A 26,149-nucleotide genomic window follows, 5' to 3' on the forward strand; every position below is an offset into this window, starting at 1 on the left:
ATGGACAAGCTTGAACAGTTTCTGACGCGCGCGGAAGCGCTGCTCGGCCGTCTCGAAGGGATGCTGCCGCCCGCACCGGCGGCCATCGACTGGAACGCGGCCCACGCGTTCCGCTGGCGCAAGCGCCAAGGGCGCGGTTACCTGCAGCCGGTGCCGGCCGTGTCGTCGATCACACTCGACGATCTGCACAACATCGATCGCCAGAAAGCGCTGATCGACCAGAACACGCGGCAGTTCGTGCAGCGCAAGCCGGCCAACAACGTGCTGCTGACCGGCGCACGCGGTACCGGCAAGTCGTCGCTGATCAAGGCGTGCCTGAACGCGTACGCGAACGACGGGCTGCGCCTGATCGAAGTCGACAAGGACGACCTGCACGATCTCGGCGACATCGTCGACCTGATTTCGCAGCGTCCGGAGCGGTTCATCGTGTTCTGCGACGACCTGTCGTTCGAGGACGGCGAATCGGGCTACAAGGCGCTGAAGGTCGCGCTCGACGGGTCGATCGCCGCGCAATCGGACAACGTGCTGATCTACGCGACGTCGAACCGCCGCCATTTGCTGCCCGAGTACATGAGCGACAACGAGTCGTACAAGCATCTGCCGGACGGCGAGATTCACCCCGGCGAAGTCGTCGAGGAGAAGATCTCGCTGTCGGAGCGCTTCGGTCTGTGGGTCAGCTTCTATCCGTTCAAGCAGGACGACTACCTCGACATCGTCGCGCACTGGCTGCGTCACTTCGGCTGCCCGGATGCGGAGATCGAGACGGCGCGCGGCGACGCGCTGGTGTGGGCGCTCGAGCGCGGTTCGCGCTCGGGCCGCGTCGCATGGCAGTTCGCGCGCGACTGGTCGGGCCGCAAGGAGCAGGCATGAGCGCGGACCTGGCACAGGGCGCCGTGCGGGCGCCGGACGGCCGCAAGGTGACGGAAGTCGCGGTCGGCGTGATGGTACAGCCGGACGGCCCGATGGGCCGCTGCCGTTATCTGCTCGCGCAACGCCTGCAGGGCAAGCCGTATGAAGGTTACTGGGAGTTTCCTGGCGGCAAGCTGGAGGCCGGCGAAAGCGTCGAGGACGCGCTTGCGCGCGAGCTGCACGAGGAACTCGGCATCGAAGTCACGGCCAGCCACCGCTGGCACACGCTCGAGCACGATTATCCGCACGCGTATGTGCGGCTCTATTTCTGCAAGGTGACGGGCTGGACGGGCGAGCCGCACAGCAAGGAAGGGCAGGCGTTCGTGTGGCAGCAACTGCCGGTCGAAGTCGCGCCGCTGTTGCCGGCGGCGCTGCCGGTGCTGGAATTGCTCGAGAAGGAAGCGGCGTCGCATTGACGCCGAGGCGGCCTGCCGGAAAGGCGGGCCATATCGCCGGCGGCCGGCGTGGTGCCGGTCAGCTGTCGCGACGGCCGTCGGCGCCGTCCTCTTCCGACGACGGGCCCTCGTCGGAGGCGCCCCCGATCCGGTACTTTTCCGCGGCCCATGCGCCGAGGTCGAGCTGCTTGCAGCGGGCCGAACAGAACGGGCGGAACTGATTTTCAGGCGTCCAGCGCACTTCGGCGCCGCACGACGGACATTTCACGACGGTAGTCATACGAAAGCATCGATCCGGCACGCGGCCGTTACAGATTGCACAGTGTCAGATGGAACGGCACGTCGATGTCCACCGCGCGCGGCCGCACATCGCCGTCCTGCATGGTGAACCGCACCCACAACATGTATTTGTTGGCGCTCGCTTCGGGAATCACGCGCAGCTCCGGCGGCACCCGTACCTGCATCAGCTGGTAGGTGCGGCCGGACAGCATCTGCTGGTAGCTGCCCTGCATCGCCATGACCTTCGACGCCTGACCCGATTCGCGCGCGAGCCGCAGCACGATCGCTGCGGCGTCGCGCAACGGCAGCATCGGCAGGATCCACTTCGCGATATCCTGGCGCCGCTGCTCGGCGGGCCACTGCTGCCACGCGTAGTACGACGGCAGGTCGAACTTGCACGTCCCGCCCGGAATCACCGCGCGGCTGCGGATGCTGGCGAGCCACTCGTTGTCGACGAGGTGCTGCCCGGTCTTGCCCTGCATCTGCGCGAGATTCGCGAGCGTCTGCTCGATTTCGCCGAGCACGGCCTCGAGCGCGTTCTGCTCGATGCCCGGATTGCCGCGAAAGGGGGCGAGCGTCTGGCGTTGACGTTCGAGCTCCTTCATCAGATCCGATTTCAGGTCCGCGCGGCCCGTTACCTCGGCGATTTCGAACAGCGTCGTCAACGCGACGTGGTGTTCACGCGGGTCCTCCTGAGCCAAAAAGAACGCGAAGCGCTCGAACAGATCTTCGAGACGCAACAGCGTGCGAATTCGCTCGTTGAACGGATACTCGTAAAGAATCAAGCGCGCTCGCCTCGTCGGTAGGGATTGAAACAATGAAGGACATTCTAATGCCCCCTCTCTACCCTAGCAACGCACCAATTTCGTACACCATCACGATCGCGCGCGACGCTCAGTGCGCGGCGGCCGCGAATCCGACATAACGTTGGTGCAGTGCATCGACCTGCGCGGCGAGCGCGGCGGGCGTGACCGCGTCGTTGACGATCACGTCGTCGGCCGCCGCGAGGCGCGCTTCGCGCGTCGCCTGTCGCGCGATGATCGCTTCGACTTGTTCGCGCGTGAAACCGTTGCGCCGCATCACGCGCGCAATTTGCGTTTCGACCGGGCAGTCGACGACGAGCACGCGATCGCTGCGCGCCTTCCAGGTGCCCGATTCGACGAGCAGCGGCACGACGAACATCACGTACGGGCCCTGTGCTTCGTGCGCCTCGCGATCGGTCTCCGCGCGGATCAGCGGATGCGTGATCGCTTCGAGGCGCCGGCGCGCGTCGTCGTCGCTGAAGATCAGCGTGCGCATCCTCGCGCGATCGAGCGAGCCGTCGGCGGCCACGAAGTCGCGGCCGAAAGCTTGCTCGATCGCCGGCATCGCGAGGCCGCCCGGTGCGGTGATGCGATGGGCAATCAGGTCGGTATCGACGAGCGATGCGCCACGGGCGCCGAACAGGTCGGCGACGGTCGTCTTGCCGCTGCCGATACCGCCCGTGAGTCCTACGGAAAACATGTCAGCCTCCGAGCGCCGCATAGAAAGGGGTGCCGAAAAACAACGTGGCGACGCCGCCGGCCGCGAGGAACGGGCCGAACGGAATCGGCTCCTCGAAGCGCATGCGGCCGCGCCAGGTCGCGACGAGTCCGACGATCGCACCGGTCACCGCCGCGAACAGCACGACCTGCGGCAGTGCGGCCCAGCCCATCCACGCGCCGAGCGCAGCAAGCAGCTTCAGGTCGCCGAAACCGATGCCTTCGATGCCGCGCAGCCATTTGAACAGCCAGTAGATCGACCACAGGAACAGGTAGCCGGCCATTGCGCCGATCACGGCCGAGCGCAGCGACGCGAAGGTGCCGCCGAGGTTCATGACGAGCCCGGCCCACAGCAGCGGCAGCGTCATCGAGTCGGGCAGGTAGCCGGTCCGGATATCGATCGCGCTCATCGCGAGCAGCGCCGCGCACAGTGCGAACGCGGCAAGCGCGGCGACGGTCGGGCCGAACGCCGCGAGCGAGGCGGCGGCGAGCAGCGCGCACGCGAGTTCGACGAGCACATAGCGGACGCCGATCGCATGGCCGCAGCGCCGGCAGCGCCCGCGCAGCATCAGGTAGCTGACGAGCGGGATGTTTTCCCACGCGCGCAATACGTGGCCGCAGTGCGGACAGGCGCTGCGCGGGCGCCACAGATCGTAGCGCGGCGGATAACCGTCGTCGGGCGGGGCGCTCGCGGCGCCCGTCGCTTCGGCGATCTCTGCCTGCCACGCGCGCTGCATCATCACGGGCAAACGGTGCGCGACCACGTTCAGGAAGCTGCCGATGCAAAGGCCGATGACGACCGCGAACGCATACTGCAGCGCGGGCGGCAGCAACGCCAGCGCGAGCAGCGCGCTCTCGGGCGAATCGGAAACGGCGGACAGGGGCGCTGGCGTCATGAGGCTCGAGGTTCGGACAAAAAGGCGACAGAATCGGTTGCGATGCTACACCACGTTGCCGAGTTGAAGGATCGGTAGGTACATCGCGATCACGAGGCCGCCGACGAGGGCGCCCAGGACGATCACGATCAACGGTTCGCCGAGCGCCGCGAGCGCATCGAGACGCGCGTCGAGCTGACGTTCGCACGACGCGGCGATGTCGGCCAGCATCGTGTCGAGCGCACCGGATTCCTCGGCGACGGCGATCGGTTGCACGACGTCGTCCGGAAAGCAGCCGGCCGAATGCATCGCATCGGCCAGACGCACGCCGCGCAATACGCGTGCGGCGATGTGCGCGGTGGCGTGCGCGAACACCGGATGGCCGGCCGTGCGCTCGAGCGTGGCGAATGCATCGGCGAGCGGCACGCCGGCGCCGAGCAGGGTCGCCAGCGAGCGGCACCAGCGTGCGGCTGCGAACCGCTCCAGCGCGCTGCCCACGAGCGGGGCGCGCAGCAGGCGCCGCGCGAGCGCATGACGCAGCGAGGCCGAGCGCCGAAGCGCGTGCTGCGCGGCAATCCCCGTGGCGGCCGCGCCGGCCAGAAGCACACCGCCCCACGCCGACAGCGCGGAGGACAGCGCGAGCAGTGCGCGAGTCGGTGCGGGCAGGGCGGAGCCGAAACCGTCGAAGATCTGCCGGAAGGTCGGCACGACCCACACCATCAATGCTGCCGAGATCGCGAGCGCGAACAGGATGACGGCAGCCGGATACGCGAGTGCCGCGCGCAGCTTGCGCCATTGCGCATCGGCACGCTCGCGGTGTTCCGCGAGCCGTGTCAGCACGATGCCGAGCGAACCGGACGCTTCACCGACTTCGATCAACTGGCGATACAGCGTGCCGAACTGCGATGGATAGCGTGCGAGCGCATCGGCGAAGCGCCGGCCGCCGACGATCTCGCGCGCGAGCCCCGCGGCGATGCGCGGCACGCCGTCGCGCGTGCGGGTGCGCGCGAGCATCTCGAGCGACGGCGCAAGCGGCAGGCCGGCTTGCAGCAGGCTCGCGAGCTGGCGCGTGAAGCGCGTGATGTCGCGTGCGGCCGCCGCAGGCGGACGGGCCGGCCCGCGGACGTCGAGCGACAGTACCGCGATGCCGTCGCGCGCGAGCGTGGCGCGCGCGGCCGCGGCGTCAAAGGCGATGACGATCCCGCGGCGCGGCGAGCCGTCGCGATGGCGGCCGCGCCATGCAAAGCGGGTTTCGCGCGGCGGCGTGCGCATGTTCACGCTGCGGGTGTGGCGGCGACGGCTTCCGCGATGCTCGTCGTGCCGTCCATGACGCGCGCGAATGCCGCGTCGCGCAGGGTGCGCACGCCTTCGGTCGCCACGCACTGCGTGAGTTCGCCGACGCTCGCCCGCGCGACGATGCGCTCGGCCAGCTCGGGCGATACCGGCATCGTCTGGTGCAGGCCGATGCGGCCGCGATAGCCGATCCCGTGACAGGCGGCACAGCCGCGCGCGACGAACGGCCGCCATCCGGCTGCCAGCGCCGCCGGGTCGCAGCCGGCTTCCCGCAGCGCGCGTGCCGATGCGTCCGAATGCACGCGGCAGGCGACGCACAGGCGCCGGACGAGACGCTGCGCGGTGACGAGGTGGAGCGCCGCGGCGAGGTTGTACGGCGCGACGCCGATGTCGAGCAGCCGCGCGACGGCGGCCGGCGCGTCGTTCGTGTGCAGCGTCGACAGCACGAGATGGCCGGTCTGCGCGGCCTTGATCGCGACATCGGCCGTTTCCGCATCGCGAATCTCGCCGACCATGATGACGTCCGGATCCTGCCGCAACAGCGCGCGCAGCGCCGTCGCGAACGTGAGCCCCGCCTTGTCGGCGACCCCGACCTGATTGATTCCGTCGAGCTGGATCTCGGCGGGATCCTCGACCGTGCAGACGTTGCGCGCGTCGCGATCGAGCATCTGCAGCGCGCAGTAGAGCGACAGCGTCTTGCCGCTGCCGGTCGGGCCCGTGACGAGCACGAGGCCATGCGGCGCACGGATCGCGGCCTCCATCGCGGCCGCCTGCCGCGCGTCGAAGCCGAGGTTGGCAAGCGTGAGATCGGGCGGCAGCGTTTCGAGCCGCCGCAGCACGAGCTTTTCGCCAAACAGCGTGGGCAGCGAGCTGACGCGGTAGTCGCCGCGCGTGCCGCCGTCGATCGCGATGCGCAGCCGGCCGTCCTGAGGAAGCCGTCGCTCGGCGATGTCCATGCGCGAGAGCACCTTGATCCGCGTGACGAGCGCGTCGCGCAGGTGCAGTGGCGGTCGCGCCAGTTCATGCAGCACGCCGTCGACGCGCAGACGGATGCGCCAGCCGGCTTCGAACGGCTCGACGTGGATATCCGATGCGTCGCGCACGCGCGCCGCATGCAGTGTGTCCGTCAGCAGGCGTACAGCGGGGGCATCGTCGAGCTGGGCTGCATCGAGTGCATGGGGCGCGGCGGCGGGCGGAGCGTCGGAATGCGCGGGCGACGACTGCGTGCGCAGCGGCGCCCCGGAGGAAGGGAAATGCATGTGAGCCGGCACGCTGGCCGCCTGTTGACCGTGATGCGCAGATGATCGCGCGTCGCGTGCGGCGCCGGCAGTCGGCCGTTCGGCCAGGGCCTGTTCGCGCTAATAGCGGGCCAGCCCCACGAACGAATGTTTTCCAAAGGGGAACGTGCCTTTCCGCCCGCATTGCGGCGTCGTTCGTCGTTGCGATAGCGACGGCTATTGCGCCTCCTCTCTTCTTGCCCTGCGGGCGGAAAGGCACGTTCGCAAGCCCGTTATTAGCGTGAACAGGCCCTAGCGCGCGGCGCCGCGTCCGGTACGTGTGCCGCGCGGCTTGAACAGCTTGACGGTACGTACGGCCTGATCGTCGCTGCGCATCACTTCGAGCATCACGTCGCCGATTTTCAAGCACACGTCGTCTTCCGGAATTTCCTCGAGGATCTCGAGTACCAGTCCGTTCAGCGTCTTCGGCCCGTCGGTCGGCAGTTTCAGGTGCAGCCAGCGGTTCAGTTCGCGCAGCGGCATGCTGGCCGAGACGATGCATTCGCCGTTCTCGTCCCAGCCGCCCGCGCGTTCGCTGCGCGGCATCGACGTCGTGAATTCGCCGATCAGTTCCTCGATGATGTCCTCGGGCGTGACGAGCCCTTCGAGTTCGCCGTATTCGTTGACGACGAGCGCGGTGCGATGCCGGGTTTCCTGGAAGAACTGGAGCTGCTGGACCACCGGCGTGCCCGACGGCACGTAGTACGGTTCGGTGAGCAGCGTGCGCAGCGTCTCGCGGTCGAAATCCTGGTTGTGCAGCGCGGTGAGCGTCTTGCGCACGTGCAGCACGCCGAGCACCTTGTCGATGTCGCCTTCGTAGACCACCAGCCGGTTGTGATAGCAGGTTTCGAGCTGATGCAGGATGTCGTCGAGCGGCGCGTAGAAGTTGAGCGACTCGATCTGGCGGCGCGGCACCATCACGTCGTCGACCGTGATGTTCTCGAGGTCGAACAGATTGAGCAGGATGCTGCGGTGCTTGGTCGGCATGAAACTGCTCGATTCGAGCACGATGGCCCGCAGCTCGTCGGCCGACATCCGCTGGTCGCGGCCCTTCTTCGTGTTGATGCGCAGCACCCACAGCACGCCGTTCGCGAGCGCATTGACGAACCAGACGACCGGCTTGAACACGCGCATCAGCGGGGCGATCACGAGGCTCGCGGGCAGTGCGATGCGTTCGGGGAACGTCGCGCCGACGATCTTCGGCGCGATTTCCGCGAACACGATGATCAGGAACGCGACGACGCCGGTCGCGATCGACAGCGCGAGGTTGTTGCGGCCGAACGTATGGAGCGCGAGCGAGGTCGTGAGGACGGGGATGATCGTGTTGAACAGGTTGTTGCCGATCAGGATCACGCTGAGCAGCAAGTCAGTGCGCGTGAGCAGCCCCTGCGTGGTTTTCGCGCCGAGTACGCCCTGGCCGGCGAGATGCTTCAGCCGATGGCGATTGAGCGCCATCATCGCGGTCTCGGAAATGGAAAAGAAGCTGGAACAGAGGAGAAGCAGGAAGACGGCGCCGATTTGCGCCCATAAGGGAATTTGGTCCACGCGTTGGAAAGAGCAGTGAAGGACAGGGATGGGGGAAATATAGCAGAGGCCGGCGACCGCGATGTGTCGCGCGCGATACGGGAGCCTGCGGCTGCCGGACGAAAAAAAACCGTGCACGCGGTGCACGGTTTTTTTAAATCTGGTCGGGGTGAGAGGATTCGAACCTCCGGCCTCTACGTCCCGAACGTAGCGCTCTACCAGGCTAAGCTACACCCCGATTTTTGCTCTTCGGACTTCGCCGTCTTCATGAAGATCGCTGCGTCGTCTCAAGCAAGAACGTAACTATAACGATGTTTTTTCTAAAAGGGAATACTTGGATGAAGAAATTTTTCGGGACAAGGCATCGCTCCCCGAACGCCGCGTGTTTACGATTGTCGCGACGTCGAGTATGAGCACAACCCGAGCAGGCTTTCCTTGTAGATCGAATCGGGGAACGCGGCAATCGCCGCTGCTGCCGCCTGCGCTTCCTGACGCGCGCATTCGAGCGTGTGATCGAGCGCGCCCGAGCGCGTGATCGCTTCGAAAATCGTGTCGAAGCGATCGGTGCCGCCCTGTTCGATCGCTTCGCGTGCGAGTGCCGACTGTTCGGGCGTGCCGCGCTCGATCAGGTAGATGAGCGGCAGCGTCGGCTTGCCTTCGCGGAGATCGTCGCCGGCATTCTTGCCCATCGCCTCGGCGGTGCCTGCATAGTCGAGCCAGTCGTCCATGATCTGGAACGCGGTGCCGATCCGGCGGCCGTATTCGGCTGCGGCGGCCTCGGTCGGCGCATCGGCGCCTGCGAGCACGGCGCCCAGACGGGCCGACGCCTCGAACAGCTTCGCCGTCTTGTACCGGATCACCTGCATGTAGCGCGCTTCGTCGACGTCCGCGTCGTGCATGTTGAGGAGTTGCAGCACCTCACCTTCCGAAATGATCGTCGTCGCTTCGGACAGGATCTCCATCACGCGCATCTTGCCGACGCCGACCATCATCTCGAAAGAGCGCGAGTAGAGGTAATCTCCCACCAGCACGCTCGCCGCGTTGCCGAACAGCGCATTGGCGGTCTGGCGGCCGCGGCGCAGTTCGGATTCGTCGACGACGTCGTCGTGCAGCAGCGTGGCCGTGTGGATGAACTCGACGACGGCGGCCAGCACGTGCCGCTGGTGCGACGTTTCGCCGAGCGCGCCGGCGACGAGCAGCAGCAGCGCCGGACGCAGCCGCTTGCCGCCCGCGCCGATGATGTACTCGGCGATCTGGTTGATCAGCAGCACGTCGGACGCGAGGCTTTGCCGGATAACGCGATTCACCTGCTCCATGTCGCTGGCGATCGGGGCGAGCAGGTGGGCGGCGCTGAGGGTGGGGGAGGCGGTGGACGACGACATGATGATGGAATTGGGTGATGCCGCGGATTATAAGTCGAATCCGCGATATGCCGGTCTGTCAGACGTACCGGCAGCGCGATTTTTGGCCGTCCGGCCGAGGCCCGCGCCCGGCAATCGTCGATCGGCTTTGACTTGGGTGCTAACCCCATGTATAATCACGTGTTTTCCGCGCGTGGTGTGCGGAAAAATTGGATCCAGAGTGAGGTTCTCAATGTACGCGGTCATAAAAACCGGCGGCAAGCAGTACAAGGTTGCCGTTGGCGAAAAACTCAAAGTAGAACAGATACCGGCTGACATTGACGCTGAAATCACGCTCGACCAGGTTCTCGCAGTGGGCGAAGGCGAATCGATTAAGTTCGGTGCGCCGCTGGTCAGTGGGGCTTCCGTCAAGGCCACCGTTGTGTCGCACGGTCGTCATGCCAAGGTCACCATCTTCAAGATGCGTCGCCGGAAGCACTACCAAAAGCACGGCGGCCACCGCCAGAACTACACCGAGCTGCGCATCGACGCGATCAACGCGTAAGCGCCTCGGTAAAGGAGCAATCAGATGGCACACAAAAAGGCAGGCGGCTCTTCCCGGAACGGCCGCGACTCCGAGTCGAAACGTCTCGGCGTGAAAGTGTACGGCGGCCAGGCGATCAATGCCGGCGGCATCATCGTGCGTCAGCGCGGTACGCGCATGCACGCTGGCGAGAACGTCGGCATGGGCAAGGATCACACCCTGTTCGCGCTGGTCGACGGTCACGTCAAGTTCGCGACGAAGGGCGCGGACAAGAAGCATCTGGTCATCGTCGTCCCGGCGGCTGCCTAAGTCAGGCACCCACGGGCTTCGTAGCCGAAAGGCCCCGCAGTCTTCGCGGGGCCTTTTTTATTGGGTCGCCGGGCGCATGTGCGTGCCGGCGACCCTCGCGCAACCGGCGTGCGATCGGCCGAACGGCAGATTGTTCAAGCGCGCCGGCGCGCGGCACAATAGCGGAAATACTGGGCGGAGTGACGAATGAAGTTCATTGACGAAGCACGAATCGAAGTCATCGCCGGCGACGGAGGCGATGGCAGCGCGTCGATGCGCCGTGAGAAATTCGTCCCGTTCGGCGGGCCGGACGGTGGCGACGGCGGCCGGGGCGGCAGCGTTTACGCGATCGCCGACCGCAACATCAACACGCTGATCGACTACCGTTACGCGAAGAAGCACCTCGCGCGCAACGGCGAAAACGGTCGCGGCTCGGATTGCTACGGCAAGGGCGGCGACGATGTCACGCTGCGCATGCCGGTCGGCACGATCATCAGCGACATGGAGACGGGCGAGCTGATCGCCGATCTGACCGAGCACGACCAGCGGGTGATGCTCGCGCAGGGCGGTGCCGGCGGCCTCGGCAACCTGCATTTCAAGTCGAGTACGAACCGCGCGCCGCGCCAGAAGACGGACGGCAAGCCGGGCGAGCGGCGCATGCTGAAGCTCGAGCTGAAAGTGCTCGCCGACGTCGGCCTGCTCGGCATGCCGAACGCGGGCAAGTCGACCTTCATCTCGTCGGTGTCGAACGCGAAGCCGAAGATCGCCGATTACCCGTTCACGACGCTCGCGCCGAATCTCGGCGTGGTGCGTGTCGGCCCGAGCAAGAGCTTCGTGATCGCCGACATCCCGGGGCTGATCGAGGGGGCGGCCGAAGGCGCGGGCCTCGGGCATCAATTCCTGCGCCACCTGCAGCGTACCGGCGTGCTGCTGCATCTGGTCGATCTCGCGCCGTTCGACGAAAGCGTCGATCCGGTCGCGGAAGCGACGGCGATCGTTGGCGAGCTGCGCAAGTACGACGAGGCCCTCTACGAGAAGCCGCGCTGGCTCGTGCTCAACAAGCTGGACATGGTGCCGGAAGACGAGCGCGAGGCGCGCGTCGCGGATTTCCTCGACCGCTTCGGCTGGGACGGCCCCGTGTTCGAGATCTCGGCGCTGACGGGCCAGGGCTGCGAAGCGCTGTGCTACGCGATCTACGACTATCTCTCCGAACATTCGGACGCGCATCGCGTGGCGGAGGCGGAGGATCTCGCGGCGGACGTGCGTTTCCGCGATGCGCCGCCGGCGAAGGGCGGTTCGGCGCCGGACGACGCCGCCTGAACGGTAACGCGCCGGGCGTGCCGCCCGGCGTTGGCGTTCAATCGCGCCCGGCCGGGCAGGCATCAGATACAGGAGACAGTGCAGGATGCGTTCGATCATCGCGGATTCGAAGCGATTGGTGGTGAAGGTGGGCTCCAGCCTCGTGACCAACGACGGCAAGGGGCTCGATCATGCTGCGATCGGCCGCTGGGCGGCTCAGATCGCTGCGCTGCGTGCGCAGGGTAAGGAAGTCGTGCTCGTCAGTTCGGGCGCAATTGCCGAAGGCATGCAACGGCTCGGCTGGAGCAAGCGGCCACGGGAAATCGACGAGCTGCAGGCCGCCGCCGCGGTCGGCCAGATGGGGCTCGCGCAAGTCTACGAAAGCCGCTTCACCGAGCATGGCATCCGTACTGCGCAGATCCTGCTCACGCACGCCGATCTGGCGGATCGAGAGCGCTACCTGAATGCGCGATCGACGTTGCTCACGCTGCTGCGGCTCGGCGTCGTGCCGATCATCAACGAAAACGACACGGTCGTCACCGACGAAATCAAGTTCGGCGACAACGACACGCTCGGCGCGCTCGTCGCGAACCTGATCGAAGGCGATGCGCTGATCATCCTCACCGACCAGTCCGGGCTGTTCACGGCCGATCCGCGCAAGGACCCGAATGCGACGCTCGTCGGCGAGGCCAGTGCGGGCGCGCCGGAGCTCGAGGCGATGGCAGGCGGGGCCGGCTCGAGTCTCGGTCGCGGCGGGATGCTGACGAAGATCCTCGCGGCGAAGCGTGCGGCGCACAGCGGCGCGAATACCGTGATCGCGAGCGGCCGGGAGGCCGACGTGCTCGTGCGTCTGGCGGCCGGCGAGGCGATCGGCACGCAACTGATCGCACGGACCGCGCGGATGGCGGCGCGCAAGCAATGGATGGCCGACCATCTGCAGGTGCGCGGCCATGTCGTGATCGACGCGGGGGCGGTCGAGAAGCTGACGGCCGGCGGCAAGAGCCTGCTGCCGATCGGCGTGACCGACGTGCAGGGCGCGTTCGCGCGCGGCGAGGTGATCGCGTGTGTCGGCCCGGACGGGCGCGAGGTGGCGCGCGGGCTCACGAACTACAGCAGCGCGGAAACGAAGCTGATTCACCGCAAGCCGAGCGGCGAGATCGAGACCGTGCTCGGTTATATGCTGGAACCCGAACTGATTCATCGCGACAACCTCGTGCTGGTGTGATCGCCGGCCGGGTTCCGTCGTTCAAGCGAAAAAGCCCGCGCGATGCGGGCTTTTTCATGCGCGGGACGATGCGGGCAACCCGCATCGCATGCCGTCAGCGCAACTGCGTCATCGCGGTGCGGTGGAACCGGATGTTTTCGAGAATCTGCCGGGTCGAGCCCTGCGGCATCTTGTTCGAACAGAAGTAGTCCTGGTAGAGCGCGGAGTGGTAGGCGTTCAGCTCGCCGTTCTCGATGCGCCGCCAGTCGTTTTCGACCGTGCGATCCCAGCCGTCGTGGTCCGAGTTCAGGCCGGCGTACTGGCGCCATTCGTAGGTATCGCAGCGGATGCCTTCGTAGTTCACGTTGCGCGCACCGGCCGGGCTCGTGATGACGACTGCGTAGCGCACGACGCCGTCTGTACCGACGTCGAGCGACTTCGCATCGACGAAGAACTTCAGCGGCGTGTTCTGCGACACGTTGAACGGCAGCAGATCGCCCGTTTGCGGCAGCGGCGGCAGCGTGTCGACGGCGTTTTCCTTCCAGGTCCCCTGACGGTCGAGCAGGTACACGAACTCGCTGTCATCCTTATTGGACGGCGCTTTCGAGTTCGCGCAGCCGGCCAGGGCGGCCATCGCGGCGATCGATGCGAGCGCGAGAGCAATCGCTTTCAATATGCATTCCTCGTAAAAAAAGGGCGCGACACCAAGGTCGCGCCCGGTCATGCAGTCCAACTCGTCATTTGCCGACGATCACGCGGGGCGGCATCTCGTCGAGCGAGCTCGCCTCCACTTCGATCTCCGAACAGACCACCGATGTGTCGACAATCGTCAGCGTCTGGGCCGGTGCGCCAATGACGCGCGGATAGCGCGACACACGCGGCCCGCGCGGCTTCTCGGCTCGCTGCGCCGGGCGGCGCAGGAAGCGCGACAGTTCCGTCAGCGCCAACTGATAGACATCCCGCTTGAACTCGATCACCGCATCGAGCGGCACCCAATACTCGTTCCAGCGCCACGCATCGAACTCCGGGTGGTCGGTCGCGCGCAAGCAAATGTCGCAATCGCGTCCGACCATTCGGAGCAGGAACCAGATCTGCTTCTGGCCGCGGTAATGACCGCGTACTTCGCGTTTGATGAACTTGTCAGGCACCTCGTAACGCAACCAGTCGCGGGTGCGGCCGATTATCTTGACGTGTTCCGGATGCAGGCCCGTTTCCTCGTGCAGTTCCCGGTACATCGCCTGCATGGGGGTCTCGCCGTACTTGATCCCACCTTGAGGAAACTGCCAGGAATGCTCGCGGAGCCGCTTGCCCCAAAACACCTCGTTGCGCGCGTTCAAGAGGATGATGCCGACGTTCGGGCGAAAGCCTTCACGATCCAGCATACAACCACCTTCGAATCCTTTAAAATTGCTTTGATTATAAACAGATAACGGGCGCTGCGCACCGTGACGGAGCGAATCCGCACGGGGCACACCGGCTGAATTGTCCCTGATTAGTCTGCTACGTCATCTGCGCCATCGCTGTTCACGGCGCGCAGCTTTTTCACCTTGAAACTTTTTCGGGCGCCCCGCCTGGGGGCGCCGTTTTTGGAACCGTCCGCATGAAAGCTTCCCGTTTCTTTATCGGCACCCTGAAAGAGGCACCCGCCGACGCAGAGATCGTCAGCCACAAGCTGATGGTCCGCGCCGGCATGATCCGCCGCGTCGCCGGCGGCATCTACAACTACCTGCCGGTCGGCCTGCGTTCGATTCGCAAGGTCGAGGCGATCGTGCGCGAGGAAATGAACCGGGCGGGCGCCATCGAGCTGCTGATGCCGGCCGTGCAGCCGGCCGAGCTGTGGCAGGAGTCGGGCCGCTGGGAGCAGTACGGCCCCGAGTTGCTGCGCTTCAAGGACCGCAAGGACAACGATTTCGTGATCGGGCCGACGCACGAGGAAGTCGTCACCGACATCGCGCGCAACCAGATCAAGAGCTACCGGCAGATGCCGGTGAATTTCTACCAGATCCAGACGAAGTTCCGCGACGAGATCCGTCCGCGCTTCGGCGTGATGCGCGGCCGCGAATTCATCATGAAGGACGCGTATTCGTTCGACAAGGATGCGGCGGGCCTGAACGAGTCGTACCGCAAGATGTATGACGCGTACGTGCGCATCTTCACGCGCCTCGGCCTCGAGTTCCGGGCGGTCGCGGCCGACAGCGGCTCGATCGGCGGCAACTTCTCGCACGAATTCCACGTGATCGCCGATACCGGCGAGGACGCGATCGCGTACTGCCCGACGTCCGAATTCGCGGCGAACGTCGAGGCGGCCGAAGCGCTGCCGCTGATTGCCGAGCGCGCGGCGCCGGCCGAAGCGATGGAAAAGGTCGCGACGCCCGGCAAGGCGAAGTGCGAGGCCGTCGCCGAATTGCTGGGCATCCCGCTCGAGCGCACGATCAAGTCGATCGTGCTCGCGACCGACAACGAAGGCGCCGAGCCGACCATCTGGCTCGTGATGCTGCGCGGCGATCACGACCTGAACGAGATCAAGGTGTCGAAGCTGCCGGGCCTGAAGAACCACCGCTTCGCGACCGAGCAGGAAATCGTCGAGTGGTTCGGCACGCCGCCGGGCTACCTCGGCCCGGTCGGCACGAAGAAGCCGGTGAAGGTGATCGCGGACCGCACGGTCGCGAACATGAGCGACTTCGTCGTCGGCGCGAACGAGGTCGACTATCACATCGCCGGCGTGAACTGGGGCCGCGACCTGCCGGAGCCCGAAGTCGCCGACGTGCGCAACGTGAAGAAGGGCGACCCGTCGCCGGACGGCAAGGGTGCGATCGACATCTGCCGCGGCATCGAAGTCGGCCACGTGTTCCAGCTCGGCACCAAGTACTCGGAAGCGATGGGCGCGACGTTCCTCGACGAGTCGGGCAAGCCGCAGCCGATGCTGATGGGCTGCTACGGCGTCGGCATCACGCGTATTCTCGGCGCGGCGATCGAGCAGAACTTCGACGATCGCGGCATCGTCTGGCCCGAGTCGATCGCGCCGTTCGAGGTCGTGCTGTGCCCGATGGGCTATGACCGCAGCGACATGGTGCGCGAGACGGCCGACAAGCTGTACGCGGAACTCGTCGCGGCCGGCATCGACGTGATCCTCGACGATCGCGGCGAACGCCCGGGCGTGATGTTCGCCGACTGGGAGCTGATCGGCGTGCCGCATCGTCTCGTGATCGGCGAGCGCGGCCTGAAGGAAGGCAAGATCGAGTACCAGGGCCGCCGCGACACCGAAGCGACGCTGCTGCCGGCCGACACGGCCGCGGCGACGGTCGCGGAGAAGATCCGCGCCGCGCTCGCGCACTAAGCGCGGCGACCGGGGGACACGATGGAATACACGTTCCTGTCGGCCACCGTGCTCCTCGTGCTGATTACGGATCCGCTCGGCAATATCCCGCTGTTCATCACGGCGATGCGCGACGTGCCGCGCGAGCGGCGCGTGAAGCTGATCCTGCGGGAAGTGGGAATCGCGTTCGTGATCCTGCTGTTCTTCATGCTGGTTGGCGATCGCTTCCTGCGGATGATGAGCCTCACCGACCTGTCGCTGCGGCTCGGCGGCGGGATCGTGCTGTTCCTGATCGCGCTGCGGATGATCTTTCCGCATCCGGACGGCGCGCTCGGCAGCGATCCGCGCGCGGGCGGCGAGCCGTTCATCGTGCCGCTCGCGATTCCGGCGCTGGCCGGGCCGTCCGCACTTGCGACGGTGATGCTGCTGACGTCGCAGGCGCCCGGGAAGATGTTCGAGTGGGTCGGTGCGCTGACGGTCACGATGGTCGTCTGCGCGATCACGCTGGTGCTGGCCGAAAGGATTCAGGGTTGGCTCGGCGAGCGGACCGTCGCCGCGTTCGAGCGTCTGATGGGCCTCGTGCTCGTCGCGATCTCGGTCGAGATGCTGCTGGCAGGCATTCGCGCGTTCGTGCACCAGTTGCAGCCGTAGCGCGGGCGGTGCGGTCGACGAAAAAAGCGGCGCTCCGGGAAACCGGAGCGCCGCTTTCTATTTATATAGCCGGCGGGGCGGCGATCAGACGTCCGCGGTCAGCGCGCGGATCGTCGGCAGGTTGCGCCAGTAGCCCTTGGCGTCCATCCCGCAGCCGAACACGTAGCGGTCCGGCACCGAGAAGCCGCAGAAGTCGGGGTGCAGCGGTTTCGCCTTCGCGAGCGTCTTCTCGCACAGCACGGCCGACATGAAGCGCTGCGCGCCCATGTCGAGGATGCGGTCGCGGATCGCTGCCATCGTCTCGCCTTCGTCGAGGATGTCGTCGAGCACGAGCACGATGCGGTCCTTCACCGATTCGCGCGGCGCGACGCGCCAGTGCATCTCCGGGCTGCCCTGCGTCGTGTTGCGGTAGCGGGTCAGGTGGATGTAGTCGAATTCGAGCGGGAAATCGAGATGCGGCAGCAGCATCCCGGTAAACACCGCGGCGCCGCCCATCACCGAGAGAACGAGCGGGAACGCGTCGCCGATCTCGGCGCGGATCGCGTCGGCCATCTTCGAGATCGACGCGTTGACGGCGTCGGCCGAGACGATCTCTTCGGAGTGGTCGAAAATGTGGAGGGCTTCTTCGCGGTTCATGTGTTCTGGCGGGCAGTCGGTATACAAATAAGGATGAAGCAGAACGGCAGGCGCGCGCTACGGCAAAAACCCGCGCGCCGGCCGACGGGCGAAATCAGCGCATGCCAGGCATCATGCCCTTCAGGCCGCGCATCATCTTCTGCATGTTGCCGCCCTTCAGCTTCTTCATCATCGTACGCATCTGGTCGTACTGGTTCAGCATCCGGTTGACTTCCTGCACCGGCACGCCCGCGCCGGCTGCAATGCGACGCTTGCGCGTCGCCTTGATGATTTCGGGTTTCGCGCGCTCGGCGGGCGTCATCGAGCTGATGATGCCTTCCATCCGGCGGATCGACTTCTCGGCCTGGCCCATGTCGGCGCCGGCCGCCGCCTGCTGGAACTGCGCGGGCAGTTTGTCCATCAGCGACGACAGGCCGCCCATGTTCTTCATCTGCGAGATCTGCGCGCGGAAATCGTTCAGGTCGAAGTCGCCGCCCTTCTTGACCTTGTCGGCGAGCTTCTGCGCGGCCTGGACATCGACGCCGCGCTGCGCTTCCTCGACGAGCGCGAGGATGTCGCCCATGCCGAGAATCCGGTTGGCCATCCGGTCGGGGTGGAACACCTCGAGGCCGTCGAGCTTCTCGGCGACGCCGACGAACTTGATCGGCTTGCCCGTGATGTGGCGCACCGACAGCGCGGCGCCGCCGCGCGAGTCGCCGTCGAGCTTGGTCAGCACGACGCCGGTGAGCGGCAGCGTGTCGTTGAACGCCTTCGCGGTGTTGACCGCGTCCTGGCCGAGCATCGCGTCGACGACGAACAGCGTTTCGGCCGGCTTCAGCGCACGGTGCAGCGCGGCGATTTCCTGCATCATCGCTTCGTCGATGCCGAGACGGCCGGCCGTGTCGACGATCAGCACGTCGTGGTAGTGGCGCTTCGCCCAGTCGACGGCCGCGAGCGCGATGTCGACGGGCTTCTGGTCCGGCGTGGACGGGAAGAAGTCGGCGCCGACCTGTTCGCTCACCGTTTTCAGCTGCATGATCGCGGCCGGGCGATACACGTCGCACGACACGGTCAGCACCTTCTTCTTGTACTTCTCGCGCAGCAGCTTCGCGAGCTTGCCGGCGGTCGTGGTCTTGCCCGCGCCCTGCAGGCCGGCCATCAGGATTACGGCGGGCGGCGTGACCGCGAGGTTCAGCTCGGCGGCCTTGCCTTCGTAGTCGCCGCCGATCACGGCGGTCAGTTCCTTCTGGACCACGCCGACGAGCGCCTGGCCCGGCGACAGGCTGCTGATCACTTCTTCGCCGAGCGCCTTTTCCTTGACCTTGGCGATGAATTCGCGGACGACCGGCAGCGACACGTCGGCTTCCAGCAGCGCAAGACGCACCTCGCGGAGCATCTCCTGCGTGTTCGCCTCGGTGAGCCGGGCCTCGCCGCGCAGCGTCTTGACGACGCGCGCCATCCGTTGAGTGAGATTGTCGAGCATGGGGAGCGATGGACAGTGGGGCCCGAAGGCGCGGCGGAACCGAACAAAGGGAGCCGTCGCGGGAAGGGGGCCTAGTGTAAACTTCGAACATGGATATTGTACTGTATGCCCTCACCGCATTCCTGTACGGCGGCCTCGCCGTCGCCGGCTGGCGCGCGCACCGCCAGGGTGCGACGCCGCTCGTCGCGAGCGTGCCGGCCGTGCCGGTCCCCGCGTCCGCCGCGTCCGGGATGAGCGGGGCCGGCCGCGCGCTGCTGTTCGCCGCGCTGGTCGCGCACGGCGTGCTGCTCCACATGACGATCTTCCCGAACGACGCGATGGTGTTCGGCTTCGCGTTCGCGCTGTCCGCGATGTTCTGGCTCGGCGCCGGCATCTACTGGATCGAGAGTTTCTTCTTCCCGCTCGACAGCCTGCGCCTGCTGGTGTTGCCGCTCGCGTGCGGCGCGTCGCTGCTGCCGCTCGTGTTCGGCGGCGTGCGGGTGCTTCCTTATGCCGCGGCGCCGCTGTTCAAGCTGCATTTCCTGATCGCGAACATCGCATACGGGCTGTTCGCGATCGCCGCGCTGCACGCGATCCTGATGCTGATGGTCGAGCGGCGCCTGCAGTCGCTGCGCAGCGGCGGGCGCGACGGCTCGACGGGCTGGATCGCGAGCTGGCTCGAAACGCTGCCGCCGCTGCTCACGCTCGAGAAGCTGCTGTTCCGCCTGATCGGCGCCGGCTTCGTGCTGCTGACGCTGACGCTCGCGTCGGGCATTCTGTTCAGCGAGCAGGTCGACGCGCGCGCGTTGCGGCTCGACCACAAGACGGTGTTCGCGATCCTGTCGTGGCTGATGTTCGGCGGCCTGTTGATCGCCCGCAAGACGTCGGGCTGGCGCGGCCGCGGCGCCGCGCGCTGGGTGCTCGTGTCGTTCGCCGCGTTGCTGCTCGCGTATGTCGGCAGCCGGTTCGTTTTCGAGGTGCTGCTGCACCGCTCCGTGGTTTGACCGCAGGTTTCCGATGCGACAGATTCTTCTCCTGATCCTCCTCGTCTTCGCGGGTTCGTGGCTCGCGCGCAAACTGCGCCATGCGCAGGAACAGGCGCAGGCGCGCGCCGGCCGCGGCGCCGGTTACGACGGCGCGCCCGGCGCCGGCGCCGCGCGCCCGAACGGCGACGCGCGATCGCTGCCCGAGCCGATGGTGCGCTGCGCCGAATGCGGCGTGCATGCGCCGAAGGGCGACGCCGTCGCCGCGAGCGGCGAATACTTCTGCAGCGCCGAGCATGCGCGGCGCCACGCCGCGCGCGTGAACGGTCACGACGCCCGATGAGCGACGCGCCGGTGTTGTCGTTCGATGCGAACGGCTGGGTGCGCGAAGCGCGCCATGCGCCGTCGCCGAACTTCGAGATGCGGCCCGCGGGTGCAGTGCCGACGCTCGTGGTCGTCCACAACATCAGCCTGCCGCCCGGCGAATTCGGCGGCGACGCGATCGAGGCGCTGTTCCTGAATCGCCTCGACTGCGATGCGCACCCCTATTACCGGAGCCACCTGCGCGGCGTGCGCGTGTCCGCCCATTTCCTGATCCGCCGCGACGGCGAGCTCGTGCAGTTCGTGTCGTGCGACGAGCGCGCGTGGCACGCGGGCTCGTCCGAGTTCTTCGGCCGCACGCGCTGCAACGACTTCTCGATCGGCATCGAGCTCGAAGGGGCGGACGACGTGCCGTTCGACGATGCGCAATACGCCGTGCTCGCCGCGCTCTCCCGCGCGCTCGCCGCGCGCTACCCGGTCGACGCGTTCGCGGGGCACTCGGACGTCGCGCCGGGCCGCAAGACCGACCCGGGCCCGCACTTCGATTGGCAACGCTTCGCGAGCGATGCCGGTTTTTCCGCCGAATACTTTCCTTTCCGTCAGCACTGATCGCGGGGTTTTTTGATCGGAGAAAGTTTTTTCTCCGATCAATGCCTTGCCGTGTCTGCGCGTGAGCGATGTCAAGACCTCTATCGCAAATTATCCGTTTGGACGTCCTCCGAATGTCCACTATACTTGGTGCCAGTTGAGCAGTTCTGCACTAGATATAGTGTGTGTCGCAGGGGAAAACCCGAGCGGCACCGGCCGGCGGGCAACGCCGGCGGACAGGGTTCTCAAGGCGGCGCGTCAGGCCGGGCGGTCCGGGCGTCGCGACCAGCGCAGCGAATATCGACGGGGCAGGGTATACATGACGAAGCACACGACCGGCCGGGTTGTCGCGCATCGACCGAACCGGCTTCCCCGGCGCATCGCTCGCCTCTTACCGCTCGCGCACCGCATGGCGCGGCGTTCGTTTTAATCCGCGGTTCTCTCCGCACCATCCAACACCAGGAGCTTTGCACATGCAAACCACCGACAACGCGACGTCCCAGTACGAGAGCGCCTCGAGCCGTCCGCTCGGCGGGACCGAACAGGGCGCGAAGGCGCTCGCGCCGCAGGCCACGTTCGCCGACTACAAGGTGATCCGCCGCAACGGCAGCGTCGTGTCGTTCGAACCGTCGAAGATCGCGATCGCGGTGACCAAGGCTTTCCTGGCCGTCAATGGCGGGCAGGGCGCGGCATCGGCGCGCGTACGCGAGCAGGTCGAACAACTGACGCACAACGTCGTGCGCGCGCTCGTGCGCAGCCGCCCGAACGGCGGTACGTTCCATATCGAAGACATCCAGGACCAGGTCGAACTCGCGCTGATGCGCGGCGGCGAGCACAACGTCGCGCGTGCGTACGTGCTGTATCGCGAGAAGCGCCACCTCGAGCGCCAGCATGCGGGCGAGGAAGCGGCGGCCGCGGGCGGCGAGTCGACCACCGGCATCAACGTGGTCGACAACGGCGTCACGCGCCCGCTCGACCTGAACGCGCTGCGCGCGCTGATCGTGTCGGCGTGCGACGGCCTCGGCGCTGCGGTTAACCCTGACCCGATCGTCGCGGAGACGGTGAAGAACCTGTACGACGGCGTGCCGATGAGCCAGGTCTACGACTCGGCGATCCTCGCGGCGCGTACGATGATCGAGAAGGATCCGGCATACAGCCAGGTCACGGCCCGCATCCTGCTGCACACGATCCGCCGCGAGATTCTCGGCGAGGAAGTCGTGCAGGCCGAGATGTCGACCCGCTATGCCGAATACTTCCCGCAGTTCCTGAAGCGCGGCGTCGACGCCGGCCTGCTCGACGACAAGCTGCTGCAGTTCGACCTGAAGCGCCTTGGCGAAGCCCTCGACGCGAACCGCGACCTGCAGTTCGGCTATCTCGGCCTGCAGACGCTGTACGACCGCTACTTCCTGCACGTCGAAGGCACCCGCATCGAAATGCCGCAGGCATTCTTCATGCGTGTCGCGATGGGCCTGTCGCTGAACGAGATCGACCGCGAAACGCGCGCGATCGAGTTCTACAACGTGCTGTCGAGCTTCGACTTCATGAGTTCGACGCCGACGCTGTTCAACTCGGGCACGCACCGCTCGCAGCTGTCGTCGTGCTACCTGACGACGGTCGCGGACGATCTGGACGGCATCTATGAAGCGCTGAAGGAAAACGCGCTGCTGTCGAAGTTCGCCGGTGGCCTCGGCAACGACTGGACGCGCGTGCGCGCACTCGGCTCGCATATCAAGGGCACGAACGGCAAGTCGCAAGGCGTGGTCCCGTTCCTGAAGGTCGTGAACGACACGGCCGTCGCGGTGAACCAGGGCGGCAAGCGCAAGGGCGCGGTCTGCGCGTACCTCGAATCGTGGCACCTCGACATCGAGGAGTTCCTGGAGCTGCGCAAGAACACCGGCGACGACCGCCGCCGTACGCACGACATGAACACGGCGAACTGGATTCCCGACCTGTTCATGAAGCGCGTGATGGAAGGCGGCGAGTGGACGCTGTTCTCGCCGTCGACCTGCCCGGACCTGCACGACAAGTTCGGCGCGGAATTCGAGGCGGCTTACACGGCTTACGAAGACAAGGTCGCACGCGGCGAGATCAAGCTGTTCAAGAAGATCCCGGCGCAGCAGCTGTGGCGCAAGATGCTCGGCATGCTGTTCGAGACGGGCCACCCGTGGATCACGTTCAAGGATCCGTGCAACGTGCGCTCGCCGCAGCAGCACGTCGGCGTCGTCCACTCGTCGAACCTGTGCACGGAAATCACGCTGAACACGAGCGATACCGAAATCGCGGTGTGCAACCTGGGCTCGGTGAACCTCGTCGCCCACCTGGTGAAGCAGGCCGACGGCAGCTACGCGCTCGACCACGACAAGCTGAAGCGCACGATCAGCGTCGCGATGCGCATGCTCGACAACGTGATCGACATCAACTACTACGCGGTGCCGAAGGCGCGTAACTCGAACCTGAAGCACCGCCCGGTGGGCCTGGGCATCATGGGCTTCCAGGACTGCCTGCACCTGCTGCGCACGCCGTACGCGTCGGAAGCGGCGGTCGAGTTCGCCGACCGTTCGATGGAAGCCGTCTGCTACTACGCGTATTACGCGTCGACCGAGCTGGCCGAAGAGCGCGGCCGCTACTCGAGCTACCGCGGCTCGCTGTGGGATCGCGGCATCCTCCCGCAGGACACGCTGAAGCTGCTGACGGAAGCGCGCGGCGGCTACGTCGAGGTCGACACGTCGGAATCGCTCGACTGGACGACGCTGCGTTCGCGGATCGCCGCGCACGGCATGCGCAACTCGAACTGCGTCGCGATCGCGCCGACGGCGACGATCTCGAACATCATCGGCGTGTCGGCCTGTATCGAGCCGACCTTCCAGAACCTGTACGTGAAGTCGAACCTGTCGGGCGAATTCACGGTGGTGAACGAGTATCTCGTCCGCGACCTGAAGGAACGCGGCCTGTGGGACGAAGTGATGGTCGCCGACCTGAAGTACTTCGACGGCATGCTGTCGCGCATCGACCGCATCCCGGCCGATTTGCGCGCGATCTACGCGACCGCGTTCGAGGTCGACCCGACGTGGCTGGTCGAAGCGGCATCGCGTCGCCAGAAGTGGATCGACCAGGCGCAATCGCTGAACATCTACATGGGCGGCGCATCGGGCAAGAAGCTCGACGAGGTCTACAAGCTCGCATGGCTGCGCGGCCTGAAGACGACCTACTACCTCCGCACGATGGCGGCGACGCACGTCGAGAAGTCGACGGTCGCACACGGCGCGCTGAACGCAGTGCCGACAGGCGGTGCAGGCAGCGGCGGCTCGGGCGGCGGCGCGCAAGGTGCAGCGGGCGGCTTCGGTGCGGCAGGCGGCGATGCGTCGTCGGGCGTGGTGAACGCGGCGCCGGCACTCGCGCCGGTCGAAGCAGACGGTCCGGTGTGCACGATGCGTCCGGGCGATCCCGGCTTCGACGAATGCGAAGCGTGCCAGTAACGCAGTGCGCCTGATCTGAGAAAGCAGGGCGGCGCGGCGCACACGACGACCGATCGAGGTTGAAGTGTGCGCCGCTCTCAACTAAAAAAATGATAAGGAATCTGTAACGCGACACCTGCGTTGCAGGCAGCGACAAGCGATCGAAACATCCCCGACGGCGTCGCGTTTCGATCGGCGTTCGATGCGTCGAGCGCACCTCGCGATACAAGCGCGACGCACATCGCGCACTGCATGAACGACGATGCGTTGCTCAAAGTGTTGTATCGAGGTCGCAACGCGAATCGAAAAAAGGATTTTTCGTGAGCGAACCCTTTTATCGCTCAGGAAAAGATGGTACAAACCGTTCTAAATTGATGGTGAGAATTTATGCTCAACTGGGATGACGAGAAGACTGCCGTAACCCCCGCGAGCGGAGCGCAGCAAAACGCGATGCGCACCTCCGCCGGGATGGCTGTCGGAATGCAGGCTGCAACGCCTGCCGCCCATCAGGTCCGCGACATTTTCGAAGGCGATCTTGCGGTGCCGCCGCAAGCATCGGCTGTTCCCGCCGGCGGTTCGGAAGCGCGGGTCAATGTCGCCGACAAGCGCATCATCAACGGCCAGACTGACGTCAATCAGCTGGTGCCGTTCAAGTACAAGTGGGCGTGGGAAAAGTATCTGGCCGGTTGCGCGAACCACTGGATGCCGCAGGAAATCAACATGTCCCGCGACATCGCACTGTGGAAGGACCCGAACGGTCTGACCGAGGACGAGCGCCGCATCGTGAAGCGCAACCTCGGCTTCTTCGTGACGGCCGATTCGCTCGCGGCGAACAACATCGTGCTCGGCACGTATCGCCACATCACGGCGCCCGAGTGCCGGCAGTTCCTGCTGCGCCAGGCGTTCGAGGAAGCGATCCACACGCACGCGTACCAATACATCGTCGAATCGCTCGGTCTCGACGAAGGCGAGATCTTCAACGCGTACCACGAGGTACCGTCGATCCGCGCGAAGGACGAATTCCTGATCCCGTTCATTCATACGCTGACGGACCCGGCCTTCAAGACCGGCACGCTCGAAGCGGATCAGAAGCTGCTGAAGTCGCTGATCGTGTTCGCCTGCATCATGGAAGGCCTGTTCTTCTATGTCGGGTTTACGCAGATCCTCGCACTCGGCCGCCAGAACAAGATGACGGGTGCTGCAGAGCAATATCAGTACATCCTGCGCGACGAGTCGATGCACTGCAACTTCGGCATCGACCTGATCAACCAGATCAAGCTCGAAAACCCGCATCTCTGGACCGCGGAATTCCGTGCCGAGATCCGCGAGCTGTTCAAGCAGGCTGTCGAACTCGAATACCGCTACGCCGAAGACACGATGCCCCGCGGCGTGCTGGGTTTGAACGCGTCGATGTTCAAGAGCTATCTGCGTTTCATCAGCAACCGCCGTTGCCAGCAGATCGGCCTCGACCCGCTGTTCCCGAACGAGGAGAACCCGTTCCCGTGGATGAGCGAGATGATCGACCTGAAGAAGGAACGCAACTTCTTCGAGACGCGTGTGATCGAGTATCAGACGGGGGGCGCGCTGTCCTGGGAATGACCCGCAGCAGCGAACCCGTTACATGATGGAGCAGCCGGTGGCCTCTCGGCCCCGGCCCAAGGTTTAGGAGCAAGAACGCCTGATGCAAAGCATGCCCGGTGCCTTAACGGCCCAACGATACGACAGGCACTTTGCGAACCCTTCAGTGGGATGGGCAAACTTCCCTCCGGAAAAAGCGGGCGGCCGTGTGGCGGTCCGCTTGATCAAGCGATTAGGGGTAGCGGCGCGAGGTGCGCCGGCTACCGACTTGATTTGGCGCGCGAGGCCATGGGGTCACGCGCGCCATACCGTATTCATTAGCGTAAGCGCGCGGTATCTGCGTACGCCGATGAATAGCCCGCTTCGAAGCGCACGTCCTGAACAGCGTCCGCGGGAAGCGGGTTTTGACGAAGGGTGTAGTTTGAACTGACTC

Annotated in this window: 26 protein-coding genes and 1 tRNA gene; 14 read left to right on the forward strand and 13 right to left on the reverse strand. The window is 65.8% G+C overall.

The window, feature by feature from the left end; all coding sequences use genetic code 11:
• Both WS61_RS13320 and WS61_RS13325 read left to right on the forward strand, forming a co-directional pair.
• Positions 1 to 870 carry an ATP-binding protein gene (locus WS61_RS13320; RefSeq protein ID WP_034206332.1) on the forward strand — a complete coding sequence of 290 codons (870 nt, stop codon included), beginning with the start codon at positions 1 to 3 and terminating at the stop codon, positions 868 to 870.
• Positions 867 to 1,325: an NUDIX domain-containing protein gene (locus tag WS61_RS13325; protein ID WP_059500910.1), complete on the forward strand. Its 459-nt coding sequence runs from the start codon at positions 867 to 869 to the stop codon at positions 1,323 to 1,325. Before WS61_RS13320 ends, WS61_RS13325 begins: the two co-directional genes overlap by 4 nt.
• Positions 1,326 to 1,383: 58 nt before the next feature.
• Here the strand turns inward: WS61_RS13325 and WS61_RS13330 are convergent, their stop codons facing one another.
• From WS61_RS13330 to WS61_RS13370, 9 genes are all read right to left on the reverse strand, one after another.
• On the reverse strand, positions 1,384 to 1,584 hold the full coding sequence (locus tag WS61_RS13330; RefSeq protein ID WP_059500911.1) for a DNA gyrase inhibitor YacG: 201 nt from the start codon (positions 1,582 to 1,584) through the stop codon (positions 1,384 to 1,386).
• A gap of 28 nt (positions 1,585 to 1,612) precedes the next feature.
• The gene (zapD, locus tag WS61_RS13335; RefSeq protein ID WP_027783465.1) at positions 1,613 to 2,368 is read right to left on the reverse strand and encodes a cell division protein ZapD; all 756 of its coding nucleotides are present in this window, start codon (positions 2,366 to 2,368) and stop codon (positions 1,613 to 1,615) included.
• Positions 2,369 to 2,477: 109 nt separating this feature from the next.
• Positions 2,478 to 3,086, reverse strand: coding sequence for a dephospho-CoA kinase (coaE, locus tag WS61_RS13340; RefSeq protein ID WP_059500912.1), 609 nt, complete (start codon positions 3,084 to 3,086; stop codon positions 2,478 to 2,480).
• Position 3,087: 1 nt separating this feature from the next.
• Complete coding sequence (locus WS61_RS13345; protein WP_059500913.1) at positions 3,088 to 3,999, reverse strand: A24 family peptidase; 912 nt, start codon at positions 3,997 to 3,999, stop codon at positions 3,088 to 3,090.
• Between the two features lie 45 nt (positions 4,000 to 4,044).
• Complete coding sequence (locus WS61_RS13350; RefSeq protein WP_059500914.1) at positions 4,045 to 5,250, reverse strand: type II secretion system F family protein; 1,206 nt, start codon at positions 5,248 to 5,250, stop codon at positions 4,045 to 4,047.
• A gap of 2 nt (positions 5,251 to 5,252) precedes the next feature.
• Positions 5,253 to 6,530: a GspE/PulE family protein gene (locus WS61_RS13355; protein ID WP_059500915.1), complete on the reverse strand. Its 1,278-nt coding sequence runs from the start codon at positions 6,528 to 6,530 to the stop codon at positions 5,253 to 5,255.
• A 270-nt stretch (positions 6,531 to 6,800) separates the two neighbouring features.
• Positions 6,801 to 8,093: an HlyC/CorC family transporter gene (locus tag WS61_RS13360; protein WP_059500916.1), complete on the reverse strand. Its 1,293-nt coding sequence runs from the start codon at positions 8,091 to 8,093 to the stop codon at positions 6,801 to 6,803.
• 140 nt (positions 8,094 to 8,233) lie between these two features.
• Positions 8,234 to 8,310 (reverse strand) — tRNA-Pro (locus WS61_RS13365).
• A gap of 148 nt (positions 8,311 to 8,458) precedes the next feature.
• Entirely contained in the window at positions 8,459 to 9,454 is a 996-nt protein-coding gene (locus WS61_RS13370; protein WP_059500917.1) for a polyprenyl synthetase family protein, read from the reverse strand.
• Between the two features lie 211 nt (positions 9,455 to 9,665).
• Here WS61_RS13370 and rplU point away from each other — a divergent pair, with 211 nt between their 5' ends.
• From rplU to proB, 4 genes are all read left to right on the forward strand, one after another.
• Positions 9,666 to 9,977, forward strand: a complete 312-nt coding sequence (gene rplU / locus WS61_RS13375; RefSeq protein WP_027783472.1) for a 50S ribosomal protein L21 — start codon at positions 9,666 to 9,668, stop codon at positions 9,975 to 9,977.
• A 24-nt stretch (positions 9,978 to 10,001) separates the two neighbouring features.
• Positions 10,002 to 10,265, forward strand: coding sequence for a 50S ribosomal protein L27 (rpmA, locus tag WS61_RS13380; protein ID WP_006476999.1), 264 nt, complete (start codon positions 10,002 to 10,004; stop codon positions 10,263 to 10,265).
• 186 nt (positions 10,266 to 10,451) lie between these two features.
• Positions 10,452 to 11,564: a GTPase ObgE gene (gene obgE, locus WS61_RS13385; protein ID WP_059500918.1), complete on the forward strand. Its 1,113-nt coding sequence runs from the start codon at positions 10,452 to 10,454 to the stop codon at positions 11,562 to 11,564.
• A gap of 85 nt (positions 11,565 to 11,649) precedes the next feature.
• A complete protein-coding gene (gene proB, locus WS61_RS13390) occupies positions 11,650 to 12,768 on the forward strand; it encodes a glutamate 5-kinase (RefSeq protein ID WP_059500919.1) in 1,119 nt (372 codons plus the stop codon).
• Between the two features lie 94 nt (positions 12,769 to 12,862).
• Here the strand turns inward: proB and WS61_RS13395 are convergent, their stop codons facing one another.
• Both WS61_RS13395 and WS61_RS13400 read right to left on the reverse strand, forming a co-directional pair.
• A complete protein-coding gene (locus WS61_RS13395; protein WP_059500920.1) occupies positions 12,863 to 13,471 on the reverse strand; it encodes a CNP1-like family protein in 609 nt (202 codons plus the stop codon).
• A 13-nt stretch (positions 13,472 to 13,484) separates the two neighbouring features.
• On the reverse strand, positions 13,485 to 14,129 hold the full coding sequence (locus tag WS61_RS13400; protein WP_059500921.1) for an RNA pyrophosphohydrolase: 645 nt from the start codon (positions 14,127 to 14,129) through the stop codon (positions 13,485 to 13,487).
• 218 nt (positions 14,130 to 14,347) lie between these two features.
• Here WS61_RS13400 and WS61_RS13405 point away from each other — a divergent pair, with 218 nt between their 5' ends.
• Positions 14,348 to 16,084, forward strand: a complete 1,737-nt coding sequence (locus WS61_RS13405) for a proline--tRNA ligase (RefSeq protein ID WP_059500922.1) — start codon at positions 14,348 to 14,350, stop codon at positions 16,082 to 16,084.
• 21 nt (positions 16,085 to 16,105) lie between these two features.
• Positions 16,106 to 16,714 carry a MarC family protein gene (locus tag WS61_RS13410; RefSeq protein ID WP_059500923.1) on the forward strand — a complete coding sequence of 203 codons (609 nt, stop codon included), beginning with the start codon at positions 16,106 to 16,108 and terminating at the stop codon, positions 16,712 to 16,714.
• A gap of 84 nt (positions 16,715 to 16,798) precedes the next feature.
• On the opposite strand, the gene WS61_RS13415 is transcribed toward WS61_RS13410, so the two are convergent.
• Both WS61_RS13415 and ffh read right to left on the reverse strand, forming a co-directional pair.
• Positions 16,799 to 17,350 (reverse strand): hypoxanthine-guanine phosphoribosyltransferase, encoded by a 552-nt coding sequence (locus WS61_RS13415; protein WP_059500924.1) that lies wholly within the window; start codon positions 17,348 to 17,350, stop codon positions 16,799 to 16,801.
• A 94-nt stretch (positions 17,351 to 17,444) separates the two neighbouring features.
• Positions 17,445 to 18,812, reverse strand: a complete 1,368-nt coding sequence (ffh, locus tag WS61_RS13420) for a signal recognition particle protein (RefSeq protein ID WP_059500925.1) — start codon at positions 18,810 to 18,812, stop codon at positions 17,445 to 17,447.
• Positions 18,813 to 18,901: 89 nt separating this feature from the next.
• On the opposite strand from ffh, the gene WS61_RS13425 reads away from it, so the two are divergent.
• The 6 genes from WS61_RS13425 to WS61_RS33325 all read left to right on the forward strand — a co-directional run bounded on the left by WS61_RS13425 (position 18,902) and on the right by WS61_RS33325 (position 26,146).
• Positions 18,902 to 19,795: an inner membrane protein YpjD gene (locus tag WS61_RS13425; protein WP_034206348.1), complete on the forward strand. Its 894-nt coding sequence runs from the start codon at positions 18,902 to 18,904 to the stop codon at positions 19,793 to 19,795.
• Positions 19,796 to 19,808: 13 nt separating this feature from the next.
• On the forward strand, positions 19,809 to 20,117 hold the full coding sequence (locus tag WS61_RS13430) for a PP0621 family protein (RefSeq protein ID WP_059500926.1): 309 nt from the start codon (positions 19,809 to 19,811) through the stop codon (positions 20,115 to 20,117).
• Positions 20,114 to 20,704, forward strand: a complete 591-nt coding sequence (gene ampD, locus WS61_RS13435) for a 1,6-anhydro-N-acetylmuramyl-L-alanine amidase AmpD (protein WP_059500927.1) — start codon at positions 20,114 to 20,116, stop codon at positions 20,702 to 20,704. Before WS61_RS13430 ends, ampD begins: the two co-directional genes overlap by 4 nt.
• 452 nt (positions 20,705 to 21,156) lie before the next feature.
• Entirely contained in the window at positions 21,157 to 24,159 is a 3,003-nt protein-coding gene (locus WS61_RS13440; RefSeq protein WP_059500928.1) for a ribonucleoside-diphosphate reductase subunit alpha, read from the forward strand.
• A gap of 366 nt (positions 24,160 to 24,525) precedes the next feature.
• Positions 24,526 to 25,737 carry a ribonucleotide-diphosphate reductase subunit beta gene (locus tag WS61_RS13450; protein ID WP_059500930.1) on the forward strand — a complete coding sequence of 404 codons (1,212 nt, stop codon included), beginning with the start codon at positions 24,526 to 24,528 and terminating at the stop codon, positions 25,735 to 25,737.
• Between the two features lie 82 nt (positions 25,738 to 25,819).
• Positions 25,820 to 26,146: a hypothetical protein gene (locus WS61_RS33325; protein ID WP_082741881.1), complete on the forward strand. Its 327-nt coding sequence runs from the start codon at positions 25,820 to 25,822 to the stop codon at positions 26,144 to 26,146.
• Positions 26,147 to 26,149 lie beyond the last annotated feature (3 nt).

Origin of the sequence: Burkholderia sp. ABCPW 11, assembly GCF_001523445.1 — a bacterium.
Lineage (GTDB): Bacteria > Pseudomonadota > Gammaproteobacteria > Burkholderiales > Burkholderiaceae > Burkholderia.